The sequence below is a fragment of the Azospirillum griseum genome (assembly GCF_003966125.1).
GTDB classification, from domain to species: Bacteria; Pseudomonadota; Alphaproteobacteria; order Azospirillales; family Azospirillaceae; genus Azospirillum; species Azospirillum griseum.
The window spans coordinates 1-23224 of record NZ_RXMA01000048.1 but is presented as its reverse complement, the minus strand read 5'-3'; the positions used below and the strand labels follow the sequence as shown (position 1 = coordinate 23224).

At 66.6% G+C, this 23224-nt stretch carries 22 protein-coding genes; 11 read left to right on the top strand and 11 right to left on the bottom strand.

All coding sequences use genetic code 11. The features are described 5' to 3' along the window. The first annotated feature begins 242 nt into the window (after window positions 1-242). Window positions 243-1760 (top strand): FAD-binding oxidoreductase, encoded by a 1518-nt coding sequence (locus tag EJ903_RS25025; RefSeq protein ID WP_126620603.1) that lies wholly within the window; start codon window positions 243-245, stop codon window positions 1758-1760. Between the two features lie 75 nt (window positions 1761-1835). Here EJ903_RS25025 and EJ903_RS25020 read toward each other — a convergent pair whose 3' ends face one another. Beyond that, entirely contained in the window at window positions 1836-2594 is a 759-nt protein-coding gene (locus tag EJ903_RS25020) for a GntR family transcriptional regulator (RefSeq protein WP_246015963.1), read from the bottom strand. 109 nt (window positions 2595-2703) lie between these two features. Beyond that, entirely contained in the window at window positions 2704-2871 is a 168-nt protein-coding gene (locus tag EJ903_RS27445; RefSeq protein WP_210211555.1) for a hypothetical protein, read from the bottom strand. Between EJ903_RS27445 and EJ903_RS25015 the strand changes: the two genes are divergently transcribed. The 5 genes from EJ903_RS25015 to EJ903_RS24995 all read left to right on the top strand — a co-directional run bounded on the left by EJ903_RS25015 (window position 2870) and on the right by EJ903_RS24995 (window position 7906). After that, window positions 2870-3862: an ABC transporter ATP-binding protein gene (locus tag EJ903_RS25015; RefSeq protein WP_126620601.1), complete on the top strand. Its 993-nt coding sequence runs from the start codon at window positions 2870-2872 to the stop codon at window positions 3860-3862. The two genes, EJ903_RS27445 and EJ903_RS25015, sit on opposite strands and share 2 nt — an antisense overlap. Before the next feature lie 94 nt (window positions 3863-3956). Then, the gene (locus tag EJ903_RS25010) at window positions 3957-5261 is read left to right on the top strand and encodes an ABC transporter substrate-binding protein (protein WP_126620600.1); all 1305 of its coding nucleotides are present in this window, start codon (window positions 3957-3959) and stop codon (window positions 5259-5261) included. A gap of 79 nt (window positions 5262-5340) precedes the next feature. Further along, a complete protein-coding gene (locus EJ903_RS25005) occupies window positions 5341-6312 on the top strand; it encodes an ABC transporter permease (protein WP_126620599.1) in 972 nt (323 codons plus the stop codon). Window positions 6313-6314: 2 nt separating this feature from the next. Beyond that, a complete protein-coding gene (locus EJ903_RS25000; protein WP_126620598.1) occupies window positions 6315-7148 on the top strand; it encodes an ABC transporter permease in 834 nt (277 codons plus the stop codon). Beyond that, entirely contained in the window at window positions 7148-7906 is a 759-nt protein-coding gene (locus EJ903_RS24995; RefSeq protein ID WP_126620597.1) for an aspartate/glutamate racemase family protein, read from the top strand. The genes EJ903_RS25000 and EJ903_RS24995 overlap by 1 nt, the downstream gene beginning before the upstream one ends. On the opposite strand, the gene EJ903_RS24990 is transcribed toward EJ903_RS24995, so the two are convergent. The 7 genes from EJ903_RS24990 to EJ903_RS24960 all read right to left on the bottom strand — a co-directional run bounded on the left by EJ903_RS24990 (window position 7907) and on the right by EJ903_RS24960 (window position 15582). After that, window positions 7907-8926, bottom strand: a complete 1020-nt coding sequence (locus EJ903_RS24990; protein WP_126620596.1) for an agmatine deiminase family protein — start codon at window positions 8924-8926, stop codon at window positions 7907-7909. It lies immediately after the preceding gene. A 688-nt stretch (window positions 8927-9614) separates the two neighbouring features. Beyond that, the gene (locus tag EJ903_RS24985; protein WP_126620595.1) at window positions 9615-10448 is read right to left on the bottom strand and encodes an ABC transporter permease subunit; all 834 of its coding nucleotides are present in this window, start codon (window positions 10446-10448) and stop codon (window positions 9615-9617) included. Next, entirely contained in the window at window positions 10448-11377 is a 930-nt protein-coding gene (locus tag EJ903_RS24980) for an ABC transporter permease subunit (RefSeq protein WP_126620594.1), read from the bottom strand. The genes EJ903_RS24985 and EJ903_RS24980 overlap by 1 nt, the downstream gene beginning before the upstream one ends. Next, entirely contained in the window at window positions 11374-12525 is a 1152-nt protein-coding gene (locus EJ903_RS24975) for an ABC transporter ATP-binding protein (protein WP_126620593.1), read from the bottom strand. Before EJ903_RS24975 ends, EJ903_RS24980 begins: the two co-directional genes overlap by 4 nt. Window positions 12526-12635: 110 nt before the next feature. Next, the gene (locus EJ903_RS24970) at window positions 12636-13685 is read right to left on the bottom strand and encodes an extracellular solute-binding protein (protein ID WP_342772196.1); all 1050 of its coding nucleotides are present in this window, start codon (window positions 13683-13685) and stop codon (window positions 12636-12638) included. Window positions 13686-13883: 198 nt separating this feature from the next. Continuing rightward, window positions 13884-14699: an amino acid ABC transporter permease gene (locus EJ903_RS24965; RefSeq protein WP_126620591.1), complete on the bottom strand. Its 816-nt coding sequence runs from the start codon at window positions 14697-14699 to the stop codon at window positions 13884-13886. A 55-nt stretch (window positions 14700-14754) separates the two neighbouring features. After that, entirely contained in the window at window positions 14755-15582 is an 828-nt protein-coding gene (locus tag EJ903_RS24960; protein ID WP_126620590.1) for a transporter substrate-binding domain-containing protein, read from the bottom strand. 117 nt (window positions 15583-15699) lie between these two features. Here EJ903_RS24960 and EJ903_RS24955 point away from each other — a divergent pair, with 117 nt between their 5' ends. Next, window positions 15700-16614, top strand: a complete 915-nt coding sequence (locus tag EJ903_RS24955; protein WP_126620589.1) for a homocysteine S-methyltransferase family protein — start codon at window positions 15700-15702, stop codon at window positions 16612-16614. 60 nt (window positions 16615-16674) lie between these two features. Here EJ903_RS24955 and EJ903_RS24950 read toward each other — a convergent pair whose 3' ends face one another. Then, window positions 16675-17577, bottom strand: coding sequence for a LysR family transcriptional regulator (locus EJ903_RS24950; protein ID WP_126620588.1), 903 nt, complete (start codon window positions 17575-17577; stop codon window positions 16675-16677). A gap of 75 nt (window positions 17578-17652) precedes the next feature. Between EJ903_RS24950 and EJ903_RS24945 the strand changes: the two genes are divergently transcribed. Then, window positions 17653-18945, top strand: a complete 1293-nt coding sequence (locus tag EJ903_RS24945; RefSeq protein ID WP_246015961.1) for an MFS transporter — start codon at window positions 17653-17655, stop codon at window positions 18943-18945. A 5-nt stretch (window positions 18946-18950) separates the two neighbouring features. Continuing rightward, window positions 18951-19487 carry a GNAT family N-acetyltransferase gene (locus EJ903_RS24940; RefSeq protein ID WP_246015959.1) on the top strand — a complete coding sequence of 179 codons (537 nt, stop codon included), beginning with the start codon at window positions 18951-18953 and terminating at the stop codon, window positions 19485-19487. Between the two features lie 57 nt (window positions 19488-19544). Here the strand turns inward: EJ903_RS24940 and EJ903_RS24935 are convergent, their stop codons facing one another. Further along, complete coding sequence (locus EJ903_RS24935) at window positions 19545-19793, bottom strand: hypothetical protein (RefSeq protein ID WP_126620587.1); 249 nt, start codon at window positions 19791-19793, stop codon at window positions 19545-19547. Window positions 19794-19912: 119 nt separating this feature from the next. Here EJ903_RS24935 and EJ903_RS24930 point away from each other — a divergent pair, with 119 nt between their 5' ends. Beyond that, entirely contained in the window at window positions 19913-20848 is a 936-nt protein-coding gene (locus tag EJ903_RS24930; RefSeq protein WP_246015957.1) for a LysR family transcriptional regulator, read from the top strand. Between the two features lie 89 nt (window positions 20849-20937). Then, window positions 20938-23224 (top strand): NAD-glutamate dehydrogenase domain-containing protein (locus EJ903_RS24925; RefSeq protein ID WP_148105303.1); only part of this gene is annotated, 2287 nt, incomplete at its 3' end.

Below are 23224 nucleotides of genomic sequence, written 5' to 3'. Positions count from 1 at the left end.
TCGACCCAGCTCCCGCCATAAGGGCCGACATACAGAATCCATTTCAACGAACGCTGCTACTCATCTTTTCCAAATGCGATTCCCGTGGACCACGGCGCGCGCTTCTCGTCTCAACCGTGACTTTATCCAGGCGACACGATCATGCGTCCGCAAAACTGTTTTGGTGGCCATCGAGTTGGGATACATCCATTGATAATTATTATCCGAAACAATAACAGCCATCGCCATTTGTGGAGACCGAGATGCCGCCGTTCCTGCCGTCCTCGCGCCGCAACTTTCTCGTTGGTCTTGGCCGTTTCGCCGCCGCCGCGCCGGTGGCCGGGCTGTTGCCCGCCGGGGCCTTCGCCGACGACGGGGCAAAGGCCTATTGCCCACCGCCCTCGGCCTGGACCGATCTGGCCCGCAAGGTCAGTGGCGGCGTGCTGCGCCCCGACGATCCCTTCTTCGGCGACGTCTGCCGTCCCAACAACCTGCGCTACGTCGCCACCCTTCCGGCGGGCATCGCGCGGTGCGTGACGGCGCAGGACGTCCAGGCCTGCATCGCGTGGGTCAAGCAACAGGGCATGCCCTTTGCCGTGCGGTCGGGCGGCCACAATTACGCGGGCTATTCCACCACCCCCGGCCTTTTGATCGACATGACCAAGATGGCGGGGGCGGAGCTGATTCCGGGATCGGATGGGCTGGTCCGTGTTCTGGGCGGCACGCTGAACAACCTGGTTTACAAGCAGCTTGAGCGGCTGGGCCGCACCATCACCCATGGCCGGTGCGACACCGTCGGCGCGGCGGGCTTCCTGCTGGGCGGCGGCATCGGCTTCAACATGCGCAAATGGGGCGTGGGATCGGACCTGCTGCGCGCCACCGATCTGGTGACGGCGGACGGCAGTCTGGTCAACGCCACCGCCGAGCGGGACTCCAGCCTGTTCTGGGCCTGCCGGGGCGGCGGCGGTGGCAATTTCGGCGTCAACACCGCCTTTACCCTGCAAACCCAGCCGGTCAGCACGGTCACGGTGTTCAACCTGACCTGGACCAAGGATCTGCCCCGCGTGCTGCGCCTGCTGTTGACCGAGCTGGCCAGCGCACCCGACGATTTCGGCAGCAAAATCAGCGTCACCATCCCCAGCCTGTCGGAACGCTGCGACAAGGTGGGAACGACTCTGTCGATCCTGGGCCAGCTCCACCCATCGAAAACGACGCTGAAGGAGATCTTCAAATCCACCTGGGAACTGGCCGATCACCGGACGGTGAAGGAGGATGTCGCCTATTGGGCCGGACAGGATTTCCTGACCGAAACCACCTACCCCTACTTCTATCAGGAAAAATCCAGCTACATGCGGGCGGCGGACATCAGCGAGGAGGCCATCGCCGCCATGTTTGATTGGGCGGCGAAAATGCCCGGCACCTCCATGCCCTCCGCCTTCAAATTCTTCCAGGTCGGCGGTGCCATCAACCGGATGGGGCCGACCGAAACCGCCTATGTCCATCGCGGCTTCGATTGGCTGTTCAGCGTCGAGGCCAATTGGTGGCGGCCCACCGACCCGGTGGCGCTGGTCGACGCCAATCTGGACTGGCAGCAGAATTTCTACGCGGACGTCAACCGGCGCACCAAGGCGGTGGGCGCGTTCCAGAACTTTCCCGATCCGTCGCTGGCCGATTGGCGCAGCGCCTATTACGGCGAAAATCTGGCCCGGCTGTCGCAGGTGAAACAGGCGGTCGATCCGGGGATGTTGTTCACCTACCCGCAGGCGATCCGCCCAGCCTGACCCGGCCTGCCTGATCCGCACCGGCCCCGCCCCGACAGTCTGGTTTGACGCCCAGAATGTCGGGCGGGGCGCGCCTCACCCGTCCTCGGCGAAGATGGATTTGAGATCGACCGCCGTGTCGGGGGTGGCGTCCAGATCCAGTTGGGCTTCCACCGCGTCGAGGTGGGTCATCATCAGGGTGACAGCGTCGGCGCAGCCACAGCCCGCGCCGTGGGTGTGATCGCCGGTTCCGGCCAGCGCGTCGATCAGGCGGCGGTGGTCTTCGGCCGAGCAGGTGTGGGCGGTCCGCCGTTCGAAGGCGGCGATGGCCAGACCGGAGCGGTCGATCAGGCTGGCGAGGATCGTCGCCAGCGTGCCGTTCCCGGCGAACTCCGCCAACAGCAAATGGAATTGGCCGGACAGGCGGATCAGCGCCTTGCGGTCGCCCGCCCGTTCCGCCGCCTCTTCCTGGGCACGGTGGTCGTTCAGGCGGGCCAGCATCGCGGGCGGCAGCGGGCGCGGCAGGGCGCAGATCTTGTCCATCACCGCGCGTTCGATCACCCGCCGGGCCTCGAACACCTCGCGCGCCTCCTGCGCGGTGGGTTTGGCGACGAAGGCCCCCCGGTTGGGAATCAGCGTCACCACCTGGCGCTGCGCCAGCAGCAGCAGCACCTTGCGCACCCGCTCCCGGCTGACGCTGAACACCTGGGCAAGGCTTTCCTCGGCCAGCTTGGTGCCGGGCGGCAGGCGGCGGTCGGCGATGGCCTCGCCAATGCTGCGGACGATCCGGGCCTCCGCCCCGCCGCGTCCACGGGGGGAACGGCGGGGCGGGGAGGCGGTCAAGGCGATCTTCATGGGTGTGCAAGCCGTCTGGGCGTTTTTCGTTGGCATGATTGTGCACAAAATTGCCTCCACTGGAAAGCCCAACGCGCGCAAGCCGTGGAATTGGCTGACCACTGAGCGATCACGCCGTTTTTTCAGGCAATGCGGCGTGGAATTGGTCAAAGGCCGCCGTTGGTGTGCGTGCGAAATGGCGGTTTCCCGCCCCTCCATCGGCTGGCACGCGGTGTGCACAATCGGTGTTGTGCTGAATTGGCAGCGCGATTGTGCACAAAATGGGATCGAGCGTCATGACCACCGGACCGGGCGCGGGAACGACTGTCGAGCTGGTGAAGCTCACCAAGGCCTATGGCGCGACCGTGGCGGTGAACGCCATCGACCTGCGCATCGCCGCCGGATCCTATTGCTGCCTGCTGGGGCCGAGCGGCTGCGGCAAGACCTCCACCCTGCGGATGATCGCCGGGCATGAGGATGTCAGCACCGGCGATCTGCTGATCGGCGACCGCGTGGTGAACGACGAGCCGCCCGCCGCGCGCGGCACGGCGATGATGTTCCAAAGCTACGCCCTGTTCCCGCATCTGGACTGTGTGGACAACGTCGCCTTCAGCCTGAAGATGAAGGGCGTGCCGGTGGAGGAGCGCCGCCGCAAGGCGCGCGAGATGCTCGATCTGGTGGATATGGGCAAATACGCCGCCCGCCTGCCCGCCCAACTGTCCGGCGGGCAGCAGCAGCGCGTGGCGCTGGCCCGCGCGCTCATCACCCGCCCCGGCGTGCTGCTGCTCGACGAACCGCTGTCCGCGCTCGACCCCTTCCTGCGCGACCGCATGCGGGAGGAGTTGAAGCGCCTGCACCGCGAATTGGGCATCACCTTCATCCACGTCACCCACAGCCAGACCGAGGCGATGGCGCTGGCCGATCTGGTCGTGGTGATGAATCAGGGCCGCATCGAACAGGCCGGGCCGCCGCGCGAGCTGTTCAACCGCCCGCACACCGCCTTTGTCGCCCGCTTCATCGGCGGCCACAACGTGATCCGCAGCGCCGACGGCCTGCGCGCCGTGCGGGCCGACCGCGTCCAACTGGGCGGCGGCGACCTGCGCACCGACGGGACCGTGCGCGCGCTGGAGTATCACGGCACCTCGGTTCATCTCAGCCTGGACGTGGCGGGGGCCGACGACTTCGCCGTGATCGTCGACGAGGCCCGTTTTTACGACGCGCCGCTGGCCATCGGCGCGCCCGTGCAAATCGGCTGGAACCACGCCGACGCCCATCCCCTGGCGTCCTAAGACCGGCGTCCTGATGCGGCTGCCGTCCTTGAGCGGCCTCAACCCGTTTTCCGTTTCCGATCATCCCCTTATCCGATCACACTGGAGGCTCAGCATGTCCGACACGCGTTCCGGTTCCCCCACCACCACTGGCGTCAGCCGCCGCACTCTGCTCAAGGGAACCGCCGCCGCCGCTGGTGTGGCGGTTGGATCCGGGGCGATCACCGGCTTTCCGACCATCTGGGCGCAGAACATCAAGAACATCACCCTGCGCCAGATCGGCACCGGCGTGTCGAACCTGAACGCCGTCGCCGACAAGGTGAAGGCGGATCTGGGCTTCACCCTGCAAATGACGGCGCTGGATTCCGACGCCGTGACCCAGCGCGCGGCGACGCAGCCGAAATCCTATGACATCGCCGACATCGAATACTGGATCGCCAAGAAGATCTTCCCGGCGGGCGTGATCCAGCCGATGGACGTCAACAAGCTGAAGAATTTCAACAAGATCGTTCCGATCTTCATCAACGGCAAGCTGACCCCGTCCAGCGCCATCGCCCAGGGGACCGCCCCCCACACGGTCGGTTTCGTCGAGGGCAAGGATTCGACCAAATTCGCCAAGTCGCCCACCCAATGGATGACGCTGATCCCGACCATCTACAACGCCGACACGCTGGGCATCCGCCCCGATCTGGTCGGCCGCCCGATTTCGAGCTGGAAGGATCTGCTCGACCCCGCCTTCAAGGGCAAGGCGTCGCTGCTGAACATCCCGTCGATCGGCATCATGGACGCCGCGATGGTCTGCGAAGCCATGGGGGCCGTCAGCTATGGCGACAAGGGCAACATGACCAAGGAGGAGATCGACAAGACCCTGGCGATCATGACCGAGGCCAAGAAGGCCGGGCAGTTCCGCGCCTTCTGGAAGAGCTTCGACGAGAGCGTCAACCTGATGTCGTCGGGCGAGGTCATCATCCAATCCATGTGGTCGCCCGCCGTCGCCGCCGTGCGCGCCAAGGGCATCCCCTGCGTCTACCAGCCGCTGAAGGAAGGCTACCGCGCCTGGGGCGGCGGGCTGGGTCTGGCCAAGCATCTGACCGGGTTGGAGCTGGACGCCGCCTATGAATACATCAACTGGTATCTGTCGGGCTGGGTCGGGGCCTATCTGAACCGCCAGGGCTATTACTCCGCCGTGCTCGACACCGCCAAGGACCATATGTCGGCGGACGAATGGGCCTTCTGGATGGAGGGCAAACCCGCCAAGACCGACATCCTCAGCCCCGAAGGCAAGGTGATGGAAAAGGCCGGTGCGGTGCGCGACGGCGGCTCCTTCGAAGAGCGCATGGGCCGCGTCGCCTGCTGGAACGCCGTGATGGACGAGGACCGCTACATGGTTCGCAAGTGGAACGAGTTCATCGCCGCCTGATCTGTTGCTGAACCGAACCGAGCCGACCGCGCGGCCCCATCCGCCGCGCGGTCGGTTCGGTCCACCGGGAGTGCCGCCCATGACCGCCACCGCCACCCACGCCCCGCCGGATCCCGCCGTCTCGGGCCTGGTTCCCTCTGGCCAGGCTCCCACAGGCCACACCCGAACCACCAAACCGGGCGGTGGCGCGGTGCGGGCGCGCCGCTGGCGGCGGCTGGCCCCCTATCTGCAAGCGGCCCCGCTGACGGTGACGCTGGTCCTGTTTCTGCTGATCCCCATCCTGACCATCCTGGTCGTCAGCTTCTGGGATTACGACAGCGTGCGGGTCATCCCCGATTTCGTGCTGACGAACTACACGGAGTTGCTGACCTCGCCCGTCACCTGGAAAACCTACCTCAACACGCTGAAATTCGCCGGGCTGACCTGGGCCATCACCCTGGTGATCGGCTTCACCGTTGCCTATTTCCTGGCCTTTCACGTGCAATCCACCGTCTGGCAGATGGTGTTGTTCCTGGTCTGCACGATTCCGTTCTGGACCTCCAACATCATCCGCATGATCTCGTGGATTCCGTTTCTGGGGCGGAACGGGTTGTTGAACTCCACCCTGATCGCCGCCGGTGTGATCGACCAGCCGTTGGAATTCCTGCTTTTTTCCGATTTCTCGGTGGTGCTGGCCTATGTCCACCTGAACGCGCTGTTCATGGTGGTCCCGATCTTCAATTCGATGATGCGGATCGACCGCGCGCTGGTGGAAGCGGCGCGCGACGCCGGGGCCAAGGGCTGGCAGGTGGTGTGGAACGTCATCCTGCCGCTGTCCAAGCCGGGCATCGCCATCGGCTCCATCTTCGTCGTCACGCTGGTGATGGGCGATTTCATCACCGTGCGGCTGATGAGCGGCGGGCAGAGCGCCTCCATCGGGCTGATGATCGCCAACGAAATTTCCCTGCTGCAATACCCGGCGGCGGCGGCCAACGCGGTCATCCTGCTGGCCGTGGTGCTGCTGATGGTCGCGGCCATGCTGCGCGTCGTTGACATCCGGAAGGAGCTGTAACCATGCCCAGCGCCCGGCGCGGTCTGTCCTTTTACCTGCTCGCCGCCTTTTTCGGCCTGTTCGTGCTGTTCCTGTACGGGCCGACCGTGACCATTCTGGTCCTGTCCTTTCAGGGGCCGGAGGGCGGCTTGACCTTTCCGATGAACGGGGTGTCGCTGCATTGGTTCCGCAACCTGTTCCAGCAGCAGGCGGTGGGCGATTTCGGCGGATCCTTCCGCCGCTCCCTGGCGCTGGGGCTGGTGGTGATGGTGCTGACGGTGCTGTTTTCGCTGCTGGCGGGCTTTGCCTTCCGGCGGCGCTTTGTGGGCAGCAACGCCCTGTTCTATCTGACGGTCGCCAGCCTGATCGTGCCGTCGATCCTGGTCAGCCTGGGCATCGGCCTGCTGTTCAACATCCTGGGGCTGGAGCCGACCTGGTACGGTTCGGCCATGGGCGCGCATCTGACCTGGACGCTGCCCTTCGGCCTGCTGATCGTCTTCGCCATCTTCAACCGCTTCAACCCGGCCTATGAGGAGGCGGCGCGCGATCTGGGAGCCACGCCGTGGCAAACGGTGCGCCACGTCGTGCTGCCGATCCTGCTGCCCAGCCTGATCGGCGTCGGCATGTCGGGATTCACCCTGTCCTACGACGAGTTCGCCCGCACGCTGATGACCGCCGGGTCCTTCAACACCCTGCCGCTGGAGATTTACGGCATGACCACCAACGTCACGACGCCGGTGCTCTACGCGCTGGGATCGCTGACCACCGTCTTTTCCTTCACCATCATCGGGGTGGTCCTGATGACGCTGGCGGGGCTGCGCCGCCGCCGTCTGGGCCGCACCGGAGGGGCCGCGTGATGACCGTTCCCCGCGACGTTCTGGTCGTCAACCCCAACACCACCGCGTCGATGACCGACCGCATCGGGGCCGCCGCCCGCGCCGCCGCCGCACCGACCACCCGCGTGCTGGCGGTCAACCCCAGCATGGGACCGGCCAGCATCGAGGGCTATTACGACGAGGCGCTGGCCGTTCCCGGCCTGCTCGACACCATCATCCGCCACGAACGCGCGGCGCGCGACCAGGGCGGGGCGCTGGCGGGGATCGTCATCGCCTGTTTCGACGATGTCGGGCTGGACGCCGCCCGCTGCGTGGCCGACGCGCCGGTCGTCGGCATTTGCGAGGCGGCGATGCAGACCGCCGGGCTGCTCGGCGGCTCCATGGGGGTGGTGACGACGCTCAACCGCTCCGTTCCCGCCCTGGAGCGGCTGGCCCAACGCTATGGCGTGGCCGACCGCTGCACCGTGCGCGCCGCCGAGGTGCCGGTGCTGGCGTTGGAGGATCCCGCCTCCGGCGCGCTCGACCGCATGCGCGCGGTGATCGCCCGGCTGTTGGATGAGGATGGGGCGGAGTGCATCGTCTTGGGCTGCGCCGGCATGGCCGACCTCGCCCGTTCGCTCCGCCAGGAATTCGGCGTGCCGGTGGTGGACGGCGTGTCCGCCGCCGTGACGCTGGTGGAGGGGCTGGCCACCCTGGGTCTGCGCACCAGCAAGCGCGGCGGCTACGCCGCCCCCCTGCCCAAAGCCTACACCGGCGTGCTGGCGGGGTTTGCGCCGTAATCAGAGGGCCATCGGCTGCTGCTGCGTGATGCAATGAATGCCGCCGCCGCCGCGCACGATGTCGAGCGCGTTGACCTGCACCACCTCGCGGTCCGGAAAGGCCTTGCGGACGATGCGGAACGCCTCGTCGTCCGCCGGATCTTCAAAGGCGGGCATGACGATGCCGCCGTTGGCAACATAAAGGTTGGTGTAGGACAGGGTCAGGCGCACGCCGTTTTCGTCGCGGCGGGCCGGTTGCTGGACGGTGATGATCTCCAGTTCCCGCCCCTTGGCGTCGCGGGCGCGTTTCAGCCGGTCCAGATTGTCTTGGAACGCCTTGAAATTGGCGTCACCGGGGTCGTCGGTGGTGATCGCCATCACCACGCCGGGGCGGACGAACAGGGCGATCTCGTCGATGTGGCCGTCGGTCTCGTCGTCCTGATAGCCCTCGCCCAACCAGATCACCGACGACACGCCGAGATGATCCATCAGATGGCGTTCGATCTCCGCCTTGGTCAGGCCGGGGTTGCGGTTGGGGTTCAGCAAGCATTGTTCGGTCGTCAACAGCGTGCCCTCGCCATCGACGTGGAAGGATCCCCCCTCCATCACCAGCGGGGCGGCAAAGCGCGGAACCCGGATGTGATCGAGGATCAGCCGCCCGACCTCGCGGTCGCGGTCGCAATCCGCGTAATTCCCACCCCAGGCGTTGAAACCCCAATGAACCCCGGCCAGCCCGCCCTTGCCATCGACGACGAAGCTGGGGCCGGTGTCACGAATCCAGGAATCGCTGATCGGCAGGGACAGAATCGGCACGCCATGGCCGCAGGCCAGCGAGGCTTCGGCCACGTCCGCCGGGTCGCAGACCATCGTCACCGGTTCAAACCGGGAAATGGCCCGCGCCACCTCGGCATAGGCGTCGCACGCGGCGTCAAAGCCCCCGTCTGGCCAGGTGTCCGGGCGGCAGGGCCACGCCATCCAGCAACCGCTGTGGCGTTCCCATTCTCCCGGCATCCGAAAGCCTTGGGCGGTCGGTGTCGTCATGCGTCGGTCCTTTCCCCCGGCATCATTCCAGATGGCCAAGATGGCCCTGTGAAACCCTTCGCATCACCCTAACCATGGGGAGCGGGGTTTGGCAACGCGGCCAAACGGACGATAAAAACCAGGGGACCGGAGGAGGATTTTTTAAAAGGCGCGTTCACCGGCAAGGGCGGTTGACGAACGCGGGCGGTCTCAACGACCGGACGGCGGGCGCAGGGCGCGGCGGGCCGTGACAGAACGGGGCGTGGAAAAACCAACCGACGGATTGCTGAAAAAACCAAGCCTGAGCAGGGGAAACCACAAAAGCGCGCGCATGGCACAACCTCATGTGCTGTTGACGATGCCAACATCCTAACAAAAGGCGCGCGCAAAAGCCACCCCACCGCGTTGCGGGTCTGCAACGCGGCGGTGGCGGGAGGGACACAGACCGGGCAATCGCTTGAAGCCTCGTGTACCCGGTCAAAACAAGAATGGACACGAATTTCACGGATTATTTCACGGATTTCGCAGAACACGCCCCAGAGCCGCGCTGCTTGCGATCGTGCAACAAACCTCATGGCGAGATGCAGGAGGCATTTGGAGTCGAAAATCCGTGAAATCCTTACCTTTTGTCCGTGAAATCCGCGTCCATTCTTGTTTGCGTAACGACAAGCGTTCGTTCAAGCAGCGATGGCCCAATCAACCGCCCCAATCACCCTCCTTGAATCGCCATCTGCTCGTCGCGTTTGCGCTGGCGGTCCTGCCGGGCCATCACGACGCTGGCGATGAAAATCCCGGTGGCGACCACCAGAATCATCAGCGTGGCCAACGCGTTGATCTGCGGGCTGATGCCGAACTTCACGCTGGAAAAGATCATCATCGGCAGCGTGGTCGATCCCGGCCCCGACACAAAGCTGGCGATCACCACATCGTCGAGCGACAAAGTGAAGGCCAGCAGCCAGCCCGCCACCAGCGCCGGGGCGATGATCGGCAGGGTGATGACGAAAAACACCTTGGCCGGGCGCGCGCCCAGATCCATCGCCGCCTCCTCCAGGCTGCCGTCCATCCCGGCCAGCCGGGATTGGATGACGACGGCGACATAGGCGAGCGTGAAGGTGGTGTGGGCGATGGTGATGGTGGTCACGCCGCGCCCATCGGGCCAGCCGACCACCTGTTCCATCGCCACGAACAGCAGCAGCAGCGACAGGCCGGTGATGACCTCCGGCATGACCAGCGGGGCGGTGATCATGCCGCCGAACAGGGTGCGCCCCCGGAAGCGGCCAAAGCGCGCCATCGCCATGCCCGCGCAGGTGCCCAGAATCACCGACAGCGTCGCCGACACCGCCGCCACCTGCAAGGACAGGGCGGTGGCCTCCAGCAGCGGTTCGTTGGTCAGCAACTCCGCGTACCATTTGGTTGAAAAGCCGCTCCACACCGTGACCAGACGCGATTCGTTGAACGAATAGGTCACGAGCAGCGCGATGGGCACATAGAGGAAGGCGTAGCCGAACCACAAGGCCCAGGACAGGAAACCGCCGCGTTTCATCACCGCCCCCCTTCCTCACGACCTTGGACATGCTGGAAATACATGATCGGAACCACCAGCAGCAGCAGCAGCGCGATGGCCACGCCCGACGCCACCGGCCAATCCCGGTTGGAGAAGAACTCGTTCCACAGCACCCGCCCGATCATCAGCGTGTCGGGTCCGCCCAGCAGTTCCGGCGTCACAAACTCGCCCACCGCCGGGATGAAGACCAGCAGCGACCCGGCGATGATGCCGGGCAGCGACAACGGCAGGGTGACGGTGAGGAAGGATTTGAACGGACGGCACCCCAGATCCGCCGCCGCCTCCAGCAGCGTCGGATCCAGCTTTTCCAGGGTGGAATAGAGCGGCAGCACCATGAAGGGCAGATAGCAATAGGTCATGCCGATGTAGACCGCCCAATCGGAATAGAGAATCTCCACCGGGCCGCTGGTCAAGCCCAGGCTTTCCAACAGGTTGCTGATGACGCCGTTGCCCTTGAGGATGCCGATCCAGGCGTAGATGCGGATCAGGAAGGAGGTCCAGAAGGGCAGGATCACCAGCATCATCAACGGCCCGCGCCGCGCCGGTTCGGCCCGCGCGATGGCGTAGGCCATCGGATAGCCGATCAGCAGGCACAGCAGCGTCGTCACCAGCGCGATCTTGACCGAGTTGAGATAGGCCAGGATGTAGAGGTCATCGCCGGTCAGGCGCAGATAGTTGGTCAGATTCAGCAGGATCTGAAGCTTGGTCGTTCCGGCATCCTCGTCGCGCAGCCAGGCGAGCAGCGGCGCGTAAGGCGGCTGGGCGACGATGGATTCGGAAAAGCTGATGCCGAAGACGATCAGGAAGGGGACCAGGAAGAACAGCAAGAGCCACAGATAGGGCATGGCGATCACCACGCCCCGCCCCCACAGCCCGACGCGGCTGAGTGCGGAGACGACGCCGCTCATTGCGCCAGCACCACGCCGGCGAAGGGCCGCCAGCTCAGAAACACCTCATCCTCCCAGGTGATCGGCATTTCGGTGCGCCGGGTGATGTTGGGCGCGGTGACGCGCACCGTCTTGCCGGTCGGCAGTTCCACCAGATAGATCGACACGTCGCCGAGATAGGCGATTTCGCGGACCACGCCGCGCGCGCAGTTGCGCCCGGCGGCGTCGGGCGACTCCTCCTTTGACAAGGCGATCTTTTCCGGGCGGATCGCCACCGACACCGGCGTGCCGATGGGGGCCGGGGTGGCGTGGCTGATGTACAGCTCGCACCCGGCATCCTCCGACACGACCAGCGCGTGATCGGTGGTGGATTCGGCGATGCGCCCCTCGAACATGTTGGTCGAACCGATGAATTCGGCGACGAAGCGTGAATGCGGGTATTCGTAAATCTCGGTCGGCGTCCCCACCTGGGCAATGGTCCCGTGATTCATCACGGCGATGCGCGACGACATCGTCATCGCCTCTTCCTGGTCGTGGGTGACGACGATGAAGGTGACGCCCAGCTTTTCCTGGATGTTGACCAGCTCGAACTGGGTTTTCTCGCGCAGCTTCTTGTCGAGCGCGCCCAGCGGCTCGTCCAGCAGCAGCAGCTTGGGCCGCTTGGCCAGCGAGCGGGCCAGCGCCACGCGCTGCCGCTGCCCACCCGACAGCTGGTGGGGCCGCCGTTTGCCGAAGGCGGAGAGCTGGACCATCTCCAGCATCTCCGCCACCCGGTCGCGGATCTCGGCCTTGGGCACATTGTCCTGCTTCAGGCCAAAGGCGATGTTCTGCTCCACCGTCATGTGCGGAAACAGGGCGTAGGACTGGAACATCATGTTGACCGGCCGTTCATAGGCCGGGATGCCCGACATATCGACGCCGTCGATGTAGATCTTGCCTTCGGTCGGCTGTTCAAACCCGGCCAGCATCCGCAACAGCGTCGTCTTGCCCGATCCCGATCCACCCAGAAGCGCGAAGAACTCGTTGCGGTAGATCGACAGGCTGACCTCGTCCACGGCGACGAAATCACCGAACGCCTTCGTCACCTTGTCGATGCGGACATAGGGGGCCTGTCCGGCGTCCTGCCAGGGCGCCAGACGGGTGGGGTTGCGAAGCGGCTGACCGGCCATGCACGTTCCTCAATCAATGCCACGTCAATCAATGCAACGCGCCCCAGCCCTCTCCCCCGGATCGCGAGGGGTGGACTGGGGCGCGGCGGCGCGTCACACAGGGCGGGCGGTTACTTGCCGGTTTTGATCTTGGTCCACGCGCGCGTGCGGGCGCGGTCGGTGGCCTGCTTCACCGGCTTCAGCGAGAAGAGTTTGATCTTGCTGTTGTCGGGAAGGAAGATGCCGGGGTTGCCCTTGATCTCGCCATCGACCGCCGCCAGCGAGGCCGGGACCGCGTTGGCGTAGCGCACGGTGTTGGAGATCTTGGCGGTGTTGGCCGGATCCAGCACAAAGTTGATGAACTGGTAGGCCGCGTCCTTGTTGGGGGCATCGGCCGGAACGGCCAGCGTGTCCCACCACACCTGAACGCCTTCCTTCGGCGTCACATACTCCACCTTGGCGCTCTTGGCCTCGGCCGCGCGGGCGGCACCCTGGATGGCGTCGCCGTTGTAGGCCATGACGACGCAGGCGTCGCCGCCCGCCAGGATGTTGATGTTCTGGCCGGTGACGAACTGCTTGATGTAGGGGCGGACCGCCAGCATCGTCTTTTCGACCTTGTCCAGATCCTCTTTCTTTTCAGAGTTCGGATCGAGGCCGAGATAGTTGAGCACCGACGGGATGACGTCGATGGCGGAATCCATCACGGTGATGCCGCAGGCCGCGACCTTCTTCGCCACCTCCGGCTTGAAGATCAGGTCCCAGGAATCGAGCGGGACATCGGGGGCGACCGCCTTGATCTTTTCCGGGATGATGGCGATGCCGACGGTCCCGCCCAGATAGGGAACCGCGAACTTGTTGCCCGGATCGGAGTTTTCCAGCAGCTTCAGAACCTTGGGATCCAGGTTCTTGATGTTGGGAATCTTGGACTTGTCGAGCGGGCCGACGACCTTGGCCTGGATCAGGCGCGACAGGGTGGGTTCGGCGGTGGGGACGATCAGGTCATAGCCGGACTTGCCGACCAGGACCTTTTGCTCCAGCAACTCCAGGCTGTCATACAGATCAACCTTCGTTTCCGCCCCGGTCGCCTTGGTGAAGTCGGCCAGGGTGGTTTCACCCAGATAATCGTTCCAGATGTAGATGTTGACCGGCTTTTTGGCCTGGGCCATCGCGGGGCTGGCCATCGCGACCGCCGCAACCGCACCGAGGAGGCTAAGAGCGAATTTTTTCATTGAGATGCCCCGACCTGCTTGTTGTCTTTCGGGTGGCGTCGCGTTCCCCACGGCGTACCCAACGCGGGGGCTATTGCACCCACGCATGGGTGCCTTGTCAACGGTTTGCAGGGCTTGGTTCCGAACAATCCACCGGGGCGAACCGGCGCGTCAGCCGACCTGATAGGCACGGCCGTACCGCCGCTCCAGATGCGCCTGGGCGAATTCGAACATCAGCGACAACATCCAATAGATGAAGGCCGCCGTCAGCAGCATCTCCACATAGCGGTAGCTGGACCGGCCATAGGACTGGGCGAGGAAATTGATCTCCCACAACCCCGTGACCGACACCAGGGATGAATCCTTCAGCATCGCCACGAACTGCGCCCCGGTGGGGGGAATGGCGAAGCGGGTGGCCTGGGGAAACACCACGGTCCAGGCGATCTGAACGCGCGACAGACCCAGCGCGGCGGCGGCCTCGCGCTGGCTGGCGGGCACGGCCTGGACGCTGGCGCGGAAAATCTCGGTCAGATAGGCCCCGTAATTCAGCGCCAGCGCCAGCACGCCGCAGGGCAAGGCGGCGGGAACCGCCCCGATCTGCGGCAAGCCCAGATAGAGCAGCAGGATTTGCACCAGCAGCGGCGTGCCGCGAAAGAAGGAGCCGTAAAAGGTCGACACGCCATAGGCCACCGGGTTGGACGACAACCGCCCCATGGTCGCCGCCAGCCCGATGACGATGCTGAGCGCGATCGACAGGGTGCAGACCAGCAGGGTCAGAGCCGCCCCCTGGACAAAGCCGGACGGGGTGAGGCGCAACCCCAGCAGGAAGGGCAGCTTGTCCAGAATAAGGGCCAGCTTCAGGTCAAAGCTCTGGAAAAACAGGGCCAGCAGCGCGGCCAGACCAACCCAGACCGCGATCACCCCCAGGCGGAACGTCCGCCCCGCGCGCCCGGACCGACGCCACCCCACTCCCGAATCACCCGCCATCCCGCTCCACCCGTGCCCTTGCCCGTGCCGTTGCTGGCCGCAGCGCCCCCACCGGTCAGCCGGTGATGTCGATGCCGATCCACTTCTTCGAAATGGCCGACAGCGTGCCGTCCGCCTTCAACCCCTCGATCACCGCCTTCACCTTGGCGCTCCACGCCGGATCGCCCTTTTCCACCGCCACCCAGTTCGGCTCGACATACAGCTTGTCGGAGACGATCTTGAACAGCTTGGTCGCGTCGATCCGCTCCTTGGCGGTGACGAAATTGGTGATGACGCCATCAACCCGTTTGCCGCCGCCCAGCGCCAGATCCTGGAACGCCACCGTCTCGGTTTCATACGGAACAACCGTGACCTTGTCGAACGGGAAGGTCGGCTGTTCGGCCCCCGGTGCCGGAATCTTCAGGCTTTTCTGCAAATAGCTTTCGTAGGACGCCCCGGCCTGGACGGCGATGGACTTGCCGGAGATGTCGCCGATCCCCTTGATGCGGGTCTCGTCCTTGTGGACCGCCAGCACGGCGGGCGAATCGTAATATTTGACCGGGAAGTCCAGCACCTCCGCCCGTTCGGCGGTGGGGGTCATGGAGCAGATGCAGATGTCCCAGCGGCCATGCCAGTTGCCCGCCGCGATCACCTCCCACGCCGGGGTGTCGATCGACAGCTTCACACCCAGCTTGGCCGCCACCGCCTTGGCCACGTCGATGTCGAACCCGGCCAGCTCGTTCTTGTCGTTGATGAAGGAGAAGGGCGGGTAATCGTTGAGCAGGACCAGCTTCAACTCGCCCTTTGCGGTGATGCGGTCCAGAATGGCACCCGCCTGCGCCACCGGCGCAACCGCCGGCACAGCGAAGAAGAGAGCGGCGGCCAGGGCAATGCGACGAAACATACACATTTTCCTTGTTATTGTGCGAGTAAGAACAGTAATTGTCTATATTCTCCATATTGATTGTCAACCGCCAAAGCCTCGGCTATGGACATTCTTTTTGAACGATGGAGCGACGCGATGGCAAACACGGTGCGGATCCTGGATGGCGGCATGGGGCGGGAGTTGCAGCGCATCGGCGCGCCCTTCCGCCAGCCGGAATGGTCGGCCCTTGCCCTGATCGAAGCCCCCGAATTTGTGGAACGCGCCCACAGCGCCTTTGCCGAGGCCGGGGCCGACGTGCTGACCACCAACAGCTACGCCGTCGTCCCCTTCCACATCGGGGAGGAGCGATTCGCCGCCCAGGGGCAGGACCTGGCGGCCCGGGCCGGGGCGGCGGCGCGCCGCGTGGCCGACCGATTCGGCGCGACGGTGGCGGGGTCGCTGCCGCCGGTCTTCGGCTCCTACCGTCCGGATCTGTTCGACGCCGCGCAGGTGGGGGCAATTTTGCGGGTGCTGATCGCCGGTCTGGCCCCGCACGTCGATCACTGGCTGGCCGAAACGCAAAGCGCCATCGCCGAGGCGGTCGCCGTGCGTCAGGCGTTGGGCGACGACCCGCGCCCGCTCTGGCTGTCCTTCACCCTGGACGACACCGCAGCGGAAGAGGTTGCGGCGGGCCGGGTGCCGCCGACCCTGCGCTCGGGCGAACGGGTGGCCGACGCCGCAGAGGCCGCGCGCGATCTGGGGGCCGCCGCCCTGCTGTTCAATTGCAGCCAGCCGGAGGTCATGCAAGCCGCCGTGCGGGAGGCGCGCGCCACCCTGGGCGAGGTGAGCGGCATCACCATCGGCGTCTACGCCAACGCCTTCCCGCCGCAGCCGAAGACGGCCAAGGCCAACGACGGGTTGGATCCGATCCGCGAGGATCTCGATCCCCCCAACTACCTGACCTGGGCCACCCGCTGGGTGGACAGCGGGGCGGGCATCGTCGGCGGCTGCTGCGGCATCGGCCCCGACCACATCGCGGCTTTGGCGCAGAATCTGAAGCGCGCGGGCTGATGCCCGCAGTTTGAACGGTCCACCCGGCGACCCGACCGCGCGCCGGTTGGACCATGTGGCTTACGCACGGTCCAACCGGCGCAGGGCGGCGGCCATCGCCCGCACACCCGCGTCGGGCGTCTTGTCCCGGCGCAGGGCCAGCCCCAGGCTGCGCGTCAGCGGCGGAGACAAGGGCCGGACGTGGAAGCGGCCCCGGTCGACCTCGCCCGCGACCGTCACCGACGGCAGGATCGACCGGCCCAACCCGGCGGCGACCAGATTCTTGATCGCCTCGACGTTGCCCATTTCCATCGCCGGGCGGGGCTGGCTGCCCCCGGCGACGAACCAGGCGTCGATGACCGCGCGCATGGTCCCGCCGCGCTCGTACAGGATCATCGGCGCGGCGGCCAGATCCGCCGGGCGGATCGGGTCATCGTTGCTGCTCATCCCGTCCCCGCTCTTGTGGGGGGCGACGGCGACCAGATGCTCGACGCAGACCGGCTCAATGGACAGGCTCGGGCGGGCGGCGGGCAGCGTCACCAGCGCCAAATCCAAACTCCCCGCCTCCACCGCATCAAGAATGTCCGGTGTGTTGCCGGTGACGACGATGATCTCCAAACCGGGATGGGCGGCGCGCAGCGTCGTCAGGATCGCGGGCAGGCGGTAGATGCAGGCCGTCGCCCCGGTGCCGATCCGCACCCGCCCGAACTCCCCGGCGCGGTGGCGCATCATGTGGGCCACCGCCGCGTCCGCCTCGTCGCGCAGGCGATGGACAAAGGGCAGCAGGTCGCGCCCGGCGGCGGTCGCCAGCGCGCGCTTGCCCACCCGTTCGATCAGACGCACGCCGAACCGATCCTCCAGATTGCGGATCTGCATGCTGACCGCCGGTTGGGTCAGGCCCAGACGGGACGCGGCCTCGGTGAAGCCGCCATGCTCCACCACCATCGCGAAGGTCAGGAGCTGGTCGAGGTTGATGCCACGCATGCCGCCAGTTTTCCTTATGATTCCGATCAAATCAATAAATTTGCCTTTTGGTCCGTCCCCCCCGACCCTATGGCCATGCCTCACCCCACCAACACCACCGCCGCACACACGGGTGCCCCCCTCTGGTTGATCGCGCTGTGCGTCAGCCGCTTCGGGGCGTCGCTGGCCTTCATGGTGCATGCGGGCGCGCTCCCCGCGACGCTGCGCGCCTGGGGCATGTCCGGCGGGGAGGCCGGGGCGATCCAAACCGCCTTCAACTTCGGTTACGCCCTGTCGCTGGTGGTGTCCTCCTGGTGCGCCGACAGCCTGGGGGCCAAGCGGGTGTTCCTGTGGTCAAGCTGGGCGTCCGCCGCCGCCGGGCTGGCCTTTGCCCTGTTCGCCCGCTCGCCCGACAGCGCGCTGTGGCTGTTCGGCCTGCTCGGCCTGACCCAGGGCGGAACCTACGCCCCGTCGATCATGCTGGTGGCGCAGGGCGTGGCGGCGAACCGGCGTGGTGCGGCGGTGGGCTGGCTGCTGGCGGCCGGGTCGCTCGGCTATTTCGCCTCCATTGCCCTGGCCGCCGCCCTCAGCGACGCCATCGGCTACGAGGCCGCCTTTGTCGCCTGCGGGCTGGGTCCGCTGCTGGCCGCGCTGGTTGTCGGGCCGGGGCTGCGCCACCGCCCGAACCGGGTGATCGGCGCGCGCGGGCTGCGGCTGCGCGACGCTTTCGCCTTTCTCGCCGACCGCCGGTCGATCCTGCTGACCGCCGGATACACCGCCCACGCCTGGGAATTGCTGGGCATGTGGGCGTGGCTGCCCGCCTTTTTGACCGCGACCCTGGCAACCGCCGTCACCAACACCAGCGGAACCGGATCCGGCGGGGCGGTGGCGTCCGGCCTGTGGATCGCCGGGGCCATCCATCTGTCCGGCGCGCTGTCGTCGCTCACCATGGGCCGGGCGTCCGACCGGCTGGGGCGGCGCGCGGTGCTGGTGGCGATGGGCGCGATGGGCACCGTCTGCTCCGTGACCATCGGCTGGATGGGCGCGCTGCCGGTCTGGTTGATCCTGCCGGTGGCCGCGCTGTACGGTTTCGCCGCGTTGGGCGATTCCCCGGTCCTGTCCACCGCGATGACCGAAGCCACCCCGCCCGACCGGTTGGGGGCGGCGCTGGCCGTGCGCTCCATCCTCGGCTTTGGTGCGGGGGGTGTCGCGCCGCTGGCGGTCGGGCTGGTGTTGGACCACGTCCCCCCCGGATCCGGGGGAGCCGGGTGGGGGTGGGGCTTCGCCCTGCTGGGGGTGGGCGGCGGCATGGCCACGCTGTGCGCGGCGCTGCTGTCGTCGGACCGCCCGGCATCGTCTTCTGTCTCTCGACCGCATCATCGGAGTTGATCACCGTGACCCTCGCCTTGACCATCCGCCCCTCCCGCGATGAGGACATCCCGGCCATCACCGCGCTGTACCGCCATCACGTCCTGACCGGCACCGCCTCGTTCGAGGAGATCCCGCCGGACGAGGCCGAGATGGCCCGACGGCGAGCGGAAATTCTGGGGCGCGCCCTGCCCTATCTGGTGGCCGAGGCTGGTGGCGCGCTGGCCGGGTACGCCTACGCCGGTCTCTACCGCGCCCGCAGCGCGTATCGTTTCACCCTGGAAAATTCGGTCTATGTGGACGCCGGGCAGGCCCGGCGCGGGGTGGGGCGCGCCCTGATGCTGCCCTTGATCGAAGCCTGTGAGGCCGCCGGGTACCGCCGGATGATCGCGGTGATCGGCGGCAGCGACAACCACGGCTCCATCGGCCTGCACAGCGCCTGTGGCTTCCGTCCCGCCGGTGTCCTGCCCGCCAGCGGCTTCAAATTCGGCCGCTGGGTCGACAGCGTGCTGATGGAACGCCCGTTGGGCGACGGCAGCGACAGCCCGCCGGTGGACCGCTGATCCGCCGCTGACCGCTCCCCTGTGATTGCCCCCGTGATCGCCTGATGCCGGTTCCGCTCAGTCGTGACCCAACAGATCATCGTTGATCGGGGGACGGCGGGCGGCCACCGGCGGGGATTCCAGCGGCAGATCGACGGGCGGGATGCGCACCACCACCGGCGGGGCCGATCCGGGAACCGGACGGCCCAGATCCAGAATGGCCAGCAGCGTCAGCCCGGCCAGCGCCACCGCAACGGCCAACAGACGGCGGTCGATGTCCTCGCCCACAGGCTCCGCGTTCCGCCGCTCCCGCTCGATCAAGGCCATGACGCGCCCTCCTTGCCTGCCATCATCGGTTGCTGTGGTGGGAAGCTTGCGCGCTGGGGCAAAAGGTCACAATGTGGCTTTGCCGCAGCCTGCCTTCGGAACAGCCGAAGGCTGATGCGGTGTCCCCATCGCGGTGGCTGCCCGTGCGCTTCGATCTGACCGACCTTCGCCTGTTCCTGCACGTCGCCGACACCGGCAGCATCACCGCCGGGGCGGAGCGCAGCGCCATGGCGCTCGCGTCGGCCAGCGCGCGCATCCGGGGGATGGAGGACGCGCTGGGCATCCCGCTGCTGGAACGCGGGCGGCGGGGTGTGCGTCCGACCCCGGCGGGCCGCGCCGTGATCCACCACGCCCGCCTGATCCTGCACCAGATCGAACGGATGCGCGGCGAGTTGAACGAGTACGCGCGCGGGCTGAAGGGCCATGTCCGGCTGCTGTCCAACACCGCCGCGATCAACGAATTCCTGCCCGACGCGCTCGCCGAGTTCCTGGCCGCCAACCCCAACATCGACATCGACCTGGAGGAACGCCCCAGCCACGCCATCGTGGCGGCGGTGGCCGCCGGGCTGGCGGATCTGGGGGTGGTCGCCGACATGGTCGATCTGGGCGGTCTGGAAACCCGGCCCTTCCGCGCCGACCGTCTGGTTCTGGTGGTGGCGAAGGGTCATCGGTTGGCCTCGCAACCCGGCGTGGCCTTCGCCGATCTGCTCGACGAGCCGTTCGTCGGCCTTAACACCGGCAGCGCCCTGCAAGCCTATCTCGACACCCACGCCGCGCGCGCCGGGCGCAGCCTGTCCTTTCGCGTGCGGGTGCGCGGCCCCATCGCGCTCTGCCGGGTGGTGGAACGCGGGGTCGGCATCGGCATCGTGCCGGAATCCGCCGCCCACCGGGCCGCCGCCACCTCGGCGATCCAGGTGGTGGAATTGTCGGATTCCTGGGCACCGCGCCTGCTGGTTCTGTGCGCCCGCCGCTTCGACGAGCTGTCCGCCCACGCCCGCCGACTGGTCGAGGATCTGGCGCTTTCGCCCCAGAAAAGCCCGGTTTCGGCCGATTAGTCAGACATACTGTCGTTAATTTGTCGTCGAATTGTCAGCGTCAGGGTGGTACTACCAGCAAAACTCAAAAACGGGAGAGCACCACCATCATGCGGACGGCGACCAAGGATCTGGCGGGCGATCTGCGCAAGCAACTGGCTGAGCTGGTGCGCAGCCGGGTGCCGAACGCGCGGGCGGAACAGTTCGTCCAGCGCTTCTACGCCAACGTACCCCCCGACGATTTGCTGCGGGCCACGCCGGAACAGCTCTATGGCGCGGCGCTGGCGATGTGGCAATGGGGCCAGCACCGGCGGCCCGGATCCGCCCGCGTGCGCGTCTATTCCCCCCGGCTGGACGAGCATGGCTGGCAATCCGACCGCACGGTCGTGGAAATCGTTAACGACGACATGCCGTTCCTGGTCGATTCGGTCACGGCGGAGCTGAACCGCCAGGGCGTCACCGTCCACCTGGTGATCCATCCGGTCGTGCGGGTGCGGCGCGACGCCGACGGCAAGCTCGACAGCCTGCTGGAACCGGGCGTGGCGCAGGAAGGCGCACACGACGAATCCTTCATGCACTGCTCGATCGATCCGCAATCGGATCCGGCGGTGCTGGCCCGCCTGCGCGAGGGGCTGGAGCGGGTGCTGTCTGACGTTCGCGCCGCCGTGCAGGATTGGGGACCGATGCGCGTCCGCGTGGCCGGATCGCAGCATGATCTGTCCAAGGCCCCGGATCCGGCGGAAGCCGCCGAAGCCGCCGATTTCATGGGCTGGGTCGATGCCGGCAACGTCACCCTGCTGGGCAGCCGCTATTACAAGGTCACGCAGGGCCACCCGGCCCAGCCCGATGACCCGTGGCTGGAACTGGTCGAGGGCAGCGGGCTGGGCGTTCTGCGCGATCCCGAAACCACCGTCTTCGACGAACACGGCCACGCCGCCACCCTGCCCGCCGAAATCCGCGCCTTCCTGCACCAGCCGCGCCCGCTGCTGGTGACGAAGGGGACCCGGCTCGCCACCGTCCACCGCGCCGTCCCGCTCGACGCGCTGCTGGTCAAGCGGTTCGACGAGGAGGGCCGCGTCTTCGGCGTGCTGCTGATGGTCGGGCTGTTCACCTCGGTCGCCTACAACCGCAGCCCACGCGAAATCCCCTTCCTGCGCCGCAAGATCGCCGACGTGATGGCGCGCGCCGGGTTCGACCCGCAGGGCCATGACGGCAAGGCGCTGCTGAACATCCTGGAAACCTACCCGCGCGACGAACTGTTCCAGATCCAGGCGGCGGAACTCTATGAGACCGCCATCGGCATCCTCTATTTGCAGGAACGCCAGCGGTTGGCGCTGTTCGTGCGGCCCGACCCGTTCGAGCGCTTCGTGTCCTGCCTCGTCTACGTCCCGCGCGACCGTTACGACACCACGCTGCGCCGCAAGTTCCAGGCGATTCTGGAGGCCGGGTTCAAGGGGGTTTGCACCTCCTATTACACGCAATTGTCGGAAAGCGCGCTCGCCCGGCTTCATCTCATCATCCGCACCGAACCGGGCCAGACGCCCGCCTTTGACGTGGCGGAACTGGAGACCCGTCTGGTTCAGGCCGCGCGCGGCTGGAGCGACCATCTGCGCGACGCCCTGATCGACGCCCATGGCGAGGAGATCGGCAACGCCCGCCTGCGCCGCTACGCCGACGCCTTCCCGGCGGGCTACCGCGAGGATTTCACCGCCGAAGCCGCCGTTCACGACATCGAGCGCATCGAACAGGCCACCGCGCAACAGCGGCTCGGCATCACCCTGTTCCACCCGCTGGAAGCCGAGGAGGACGAACTCCACGTCAAGCTCTACCATCTGGGCCGCCCGATCCCGCTGTCGGACGTGCTGCCGATGCTGGAGCACATGGACCTGAAGGTCATCACCGAACAGCCCTACGAAGTCACCGCCGCCGGGGCCGACGCACCGGTGTGGATCCATGATTTCGCCGCGCGCAGCCAGACCGGGGCCGCCGTGGACACCGCCCAGGTGAAGGAAATCTTCCAGGACGCGTTTGCCGCCGTGTGGTCTGGCCGGATGGAGGATGACGGGTTCAACCGTCTGATCCTGCGGGCGGGTTTGACGGCGCGGGACGTGGTGGTTCTGCGGGCCTACGCGAAGTTCCTGAAGCAGGCGCGCTTTGCCTACGCGCAGGACACGGTGGAGGCCACGCTGGCCAGCCATCCGGAGATCGCGCGCCTGATCGCCCGGCTGTTCGCCGCGCGCTTCGACCCGAAGCTGCGCCAGGGCACGGGCGCGGACGAGGCCCCGATCCTGGAGGCCATCGATTCCGCACTGGACGCCGTCACCAATCTGGACGACGACCGCATCCTGCGCCGCTTCGTCACGCTGGTGCGCGCCACCCTGCGCACCAACGCCTACC

What these genes read in the sequence shown, in the direction of transcription:
- EJ903_RS25025 (WP_126620603.1), top strand. Translation starts at nt 243, where the DNA reads ATGCCGCCGTTCCTGCCGTCCTCGCGCCGCAACTTTCTCGTTGGTCTT.
- EJ903_RS25020 (WP_246015963.1), bottom strand. Translation starts at nt 2,594, where the DNA reads ATGAAGATCGCCTTGACCGCCTCCCCGCCCCGCCGTTCCCCCCGTGGA.
- EJ903_RS25015 (WP_126620601.1), top strand. Translation starts at nt 2,870, where the DNA reads ATGACCACCGGACCGGGCGCGGGAACGACTGTCGAGCTGGTGAAGCTC.
- EJ903_RS27445 (WP_210211555.1), bottom strand. Translation starts at nt 2,871, where the DNA reads ATGACGCTCGATCCCATTTTGTGCACAATCGCGCTGCCAATTCAGCAC.
- EJ903_RS25010 (WP_126620600.1), top strand. Translation starts at nt 3,957, where the DNA reads ATGTCCGACACGCGTTCCGGTTCCCCCACCACCACTGGCGTCAGCCGC.
- EJ903_RS25005 (WP_126620599.1), top strand. Translation starts at nt 5,341, where the DNA reads ATGACCGCCACCGCCACCCACGCCCCGCCGGATCCCGCCGTCTCGGGC.
- EJ903_RS25000 (WP_126620598.1), top strand. Translation starts at nt 6,315, where the DNA reads ATGCCCAGCGCCCGGCGCGGTCTGTCCTTTTACCTGCTCGCCGCCTTT.
- EJ903_RS24995 (WP_126620597.1), top strand. Translation starts at nt 7,148, where the DNA reads ATGACCGTTCCCCGCGACGTTCTGGTCGTCAACCCCAACACCACCGCG.
- EJ903_RS24990 (WP_126620596.1), bottom strand. Translation starts at nt 8,926, where the DNA reads ATGACGACACCGACCGCCCAAGGCTTTCGGATGCCGGGAGAATGGGAA.
- EJ903_RS24985 (WP_126620595.1), bottom strand. Translation starts at nt 10,448, where the DNA reads ATGAAACGCGGCGGTTTCCTGTCCTGGGCCTTGTGGTTCGGCTACGCC.
- EJ903_RS24980 (WP_126620594.1), bottom strand. Translation starts at nt 11,377, where the DNA reads ATGAGCGGCGTCGTCTCCGCACTCAGCCGCGTCGGGCTGTGGGGGCGG.
- EJ903_RS24975 (WP_126620593.1), bottom strand. Translation starts at nt 12,525, where the DNA reads ATGGCCGGTCAGCCGCTTCGCAACCCCACCCGTCTGGCGCCCTGGCAG.
- EJ903_RS24970 (WP_342772196.1), bottom strand. Translation starts at nt 13,685, where the DNA reads ATGGCCAGCCCCGCGATGGCCCAGGCCAAAAAGCCGGTCAACATCTAC.
- EJ903_RS24965 (WP_126620591.1), bottom strand. Translation starts at nt 14,699, where the DNA reads ATGGCGGGTGATTCGGGAGTGGGGTGGCGTCGGTCCGGGCGCGCGGGG.
- EJ903_RS24960 (WP_126620590.1), bottom strand. Translation starts at nt 15,582, where the DNA reads ATGTTTCGTCGCATTGCCCTGGCCGCCGCTCTCTTCTTCGCTGTGCCG.
- EJ903_RS24955 (WP_126620589.1), top strand. Translation starts at nt 15,700, where the DNA reads ATGGCAAACACGGTGCGGATCCTGGATGGCGGCATGGGGCGGGAGTTG.
- EJ903_RS24950 (WP_126620588.1), bottom strand. Translation starts at nt 17,577, where the DNA reads ATGCGTGGCATCAACCTCGACCAGCTCCTGACCTTCGCGATGGTGGTG.
- EJ903_RS24945 (WP_246015961.1), top strand. Translation starts at nt 17,653, where the DNA reads ATGCCTCACCCCACCAACACCACCGCCGCACACACGGGTGCCCCCCTC.
- EJ903_RS24935 (WP_126620587.1), bottom strand. Translation starts at nt 19,793, where the DNA reads ATGGCCTTGATCGAGCGGGAGCGGCGGAACGCGGAGCCTGTGGGCGAG.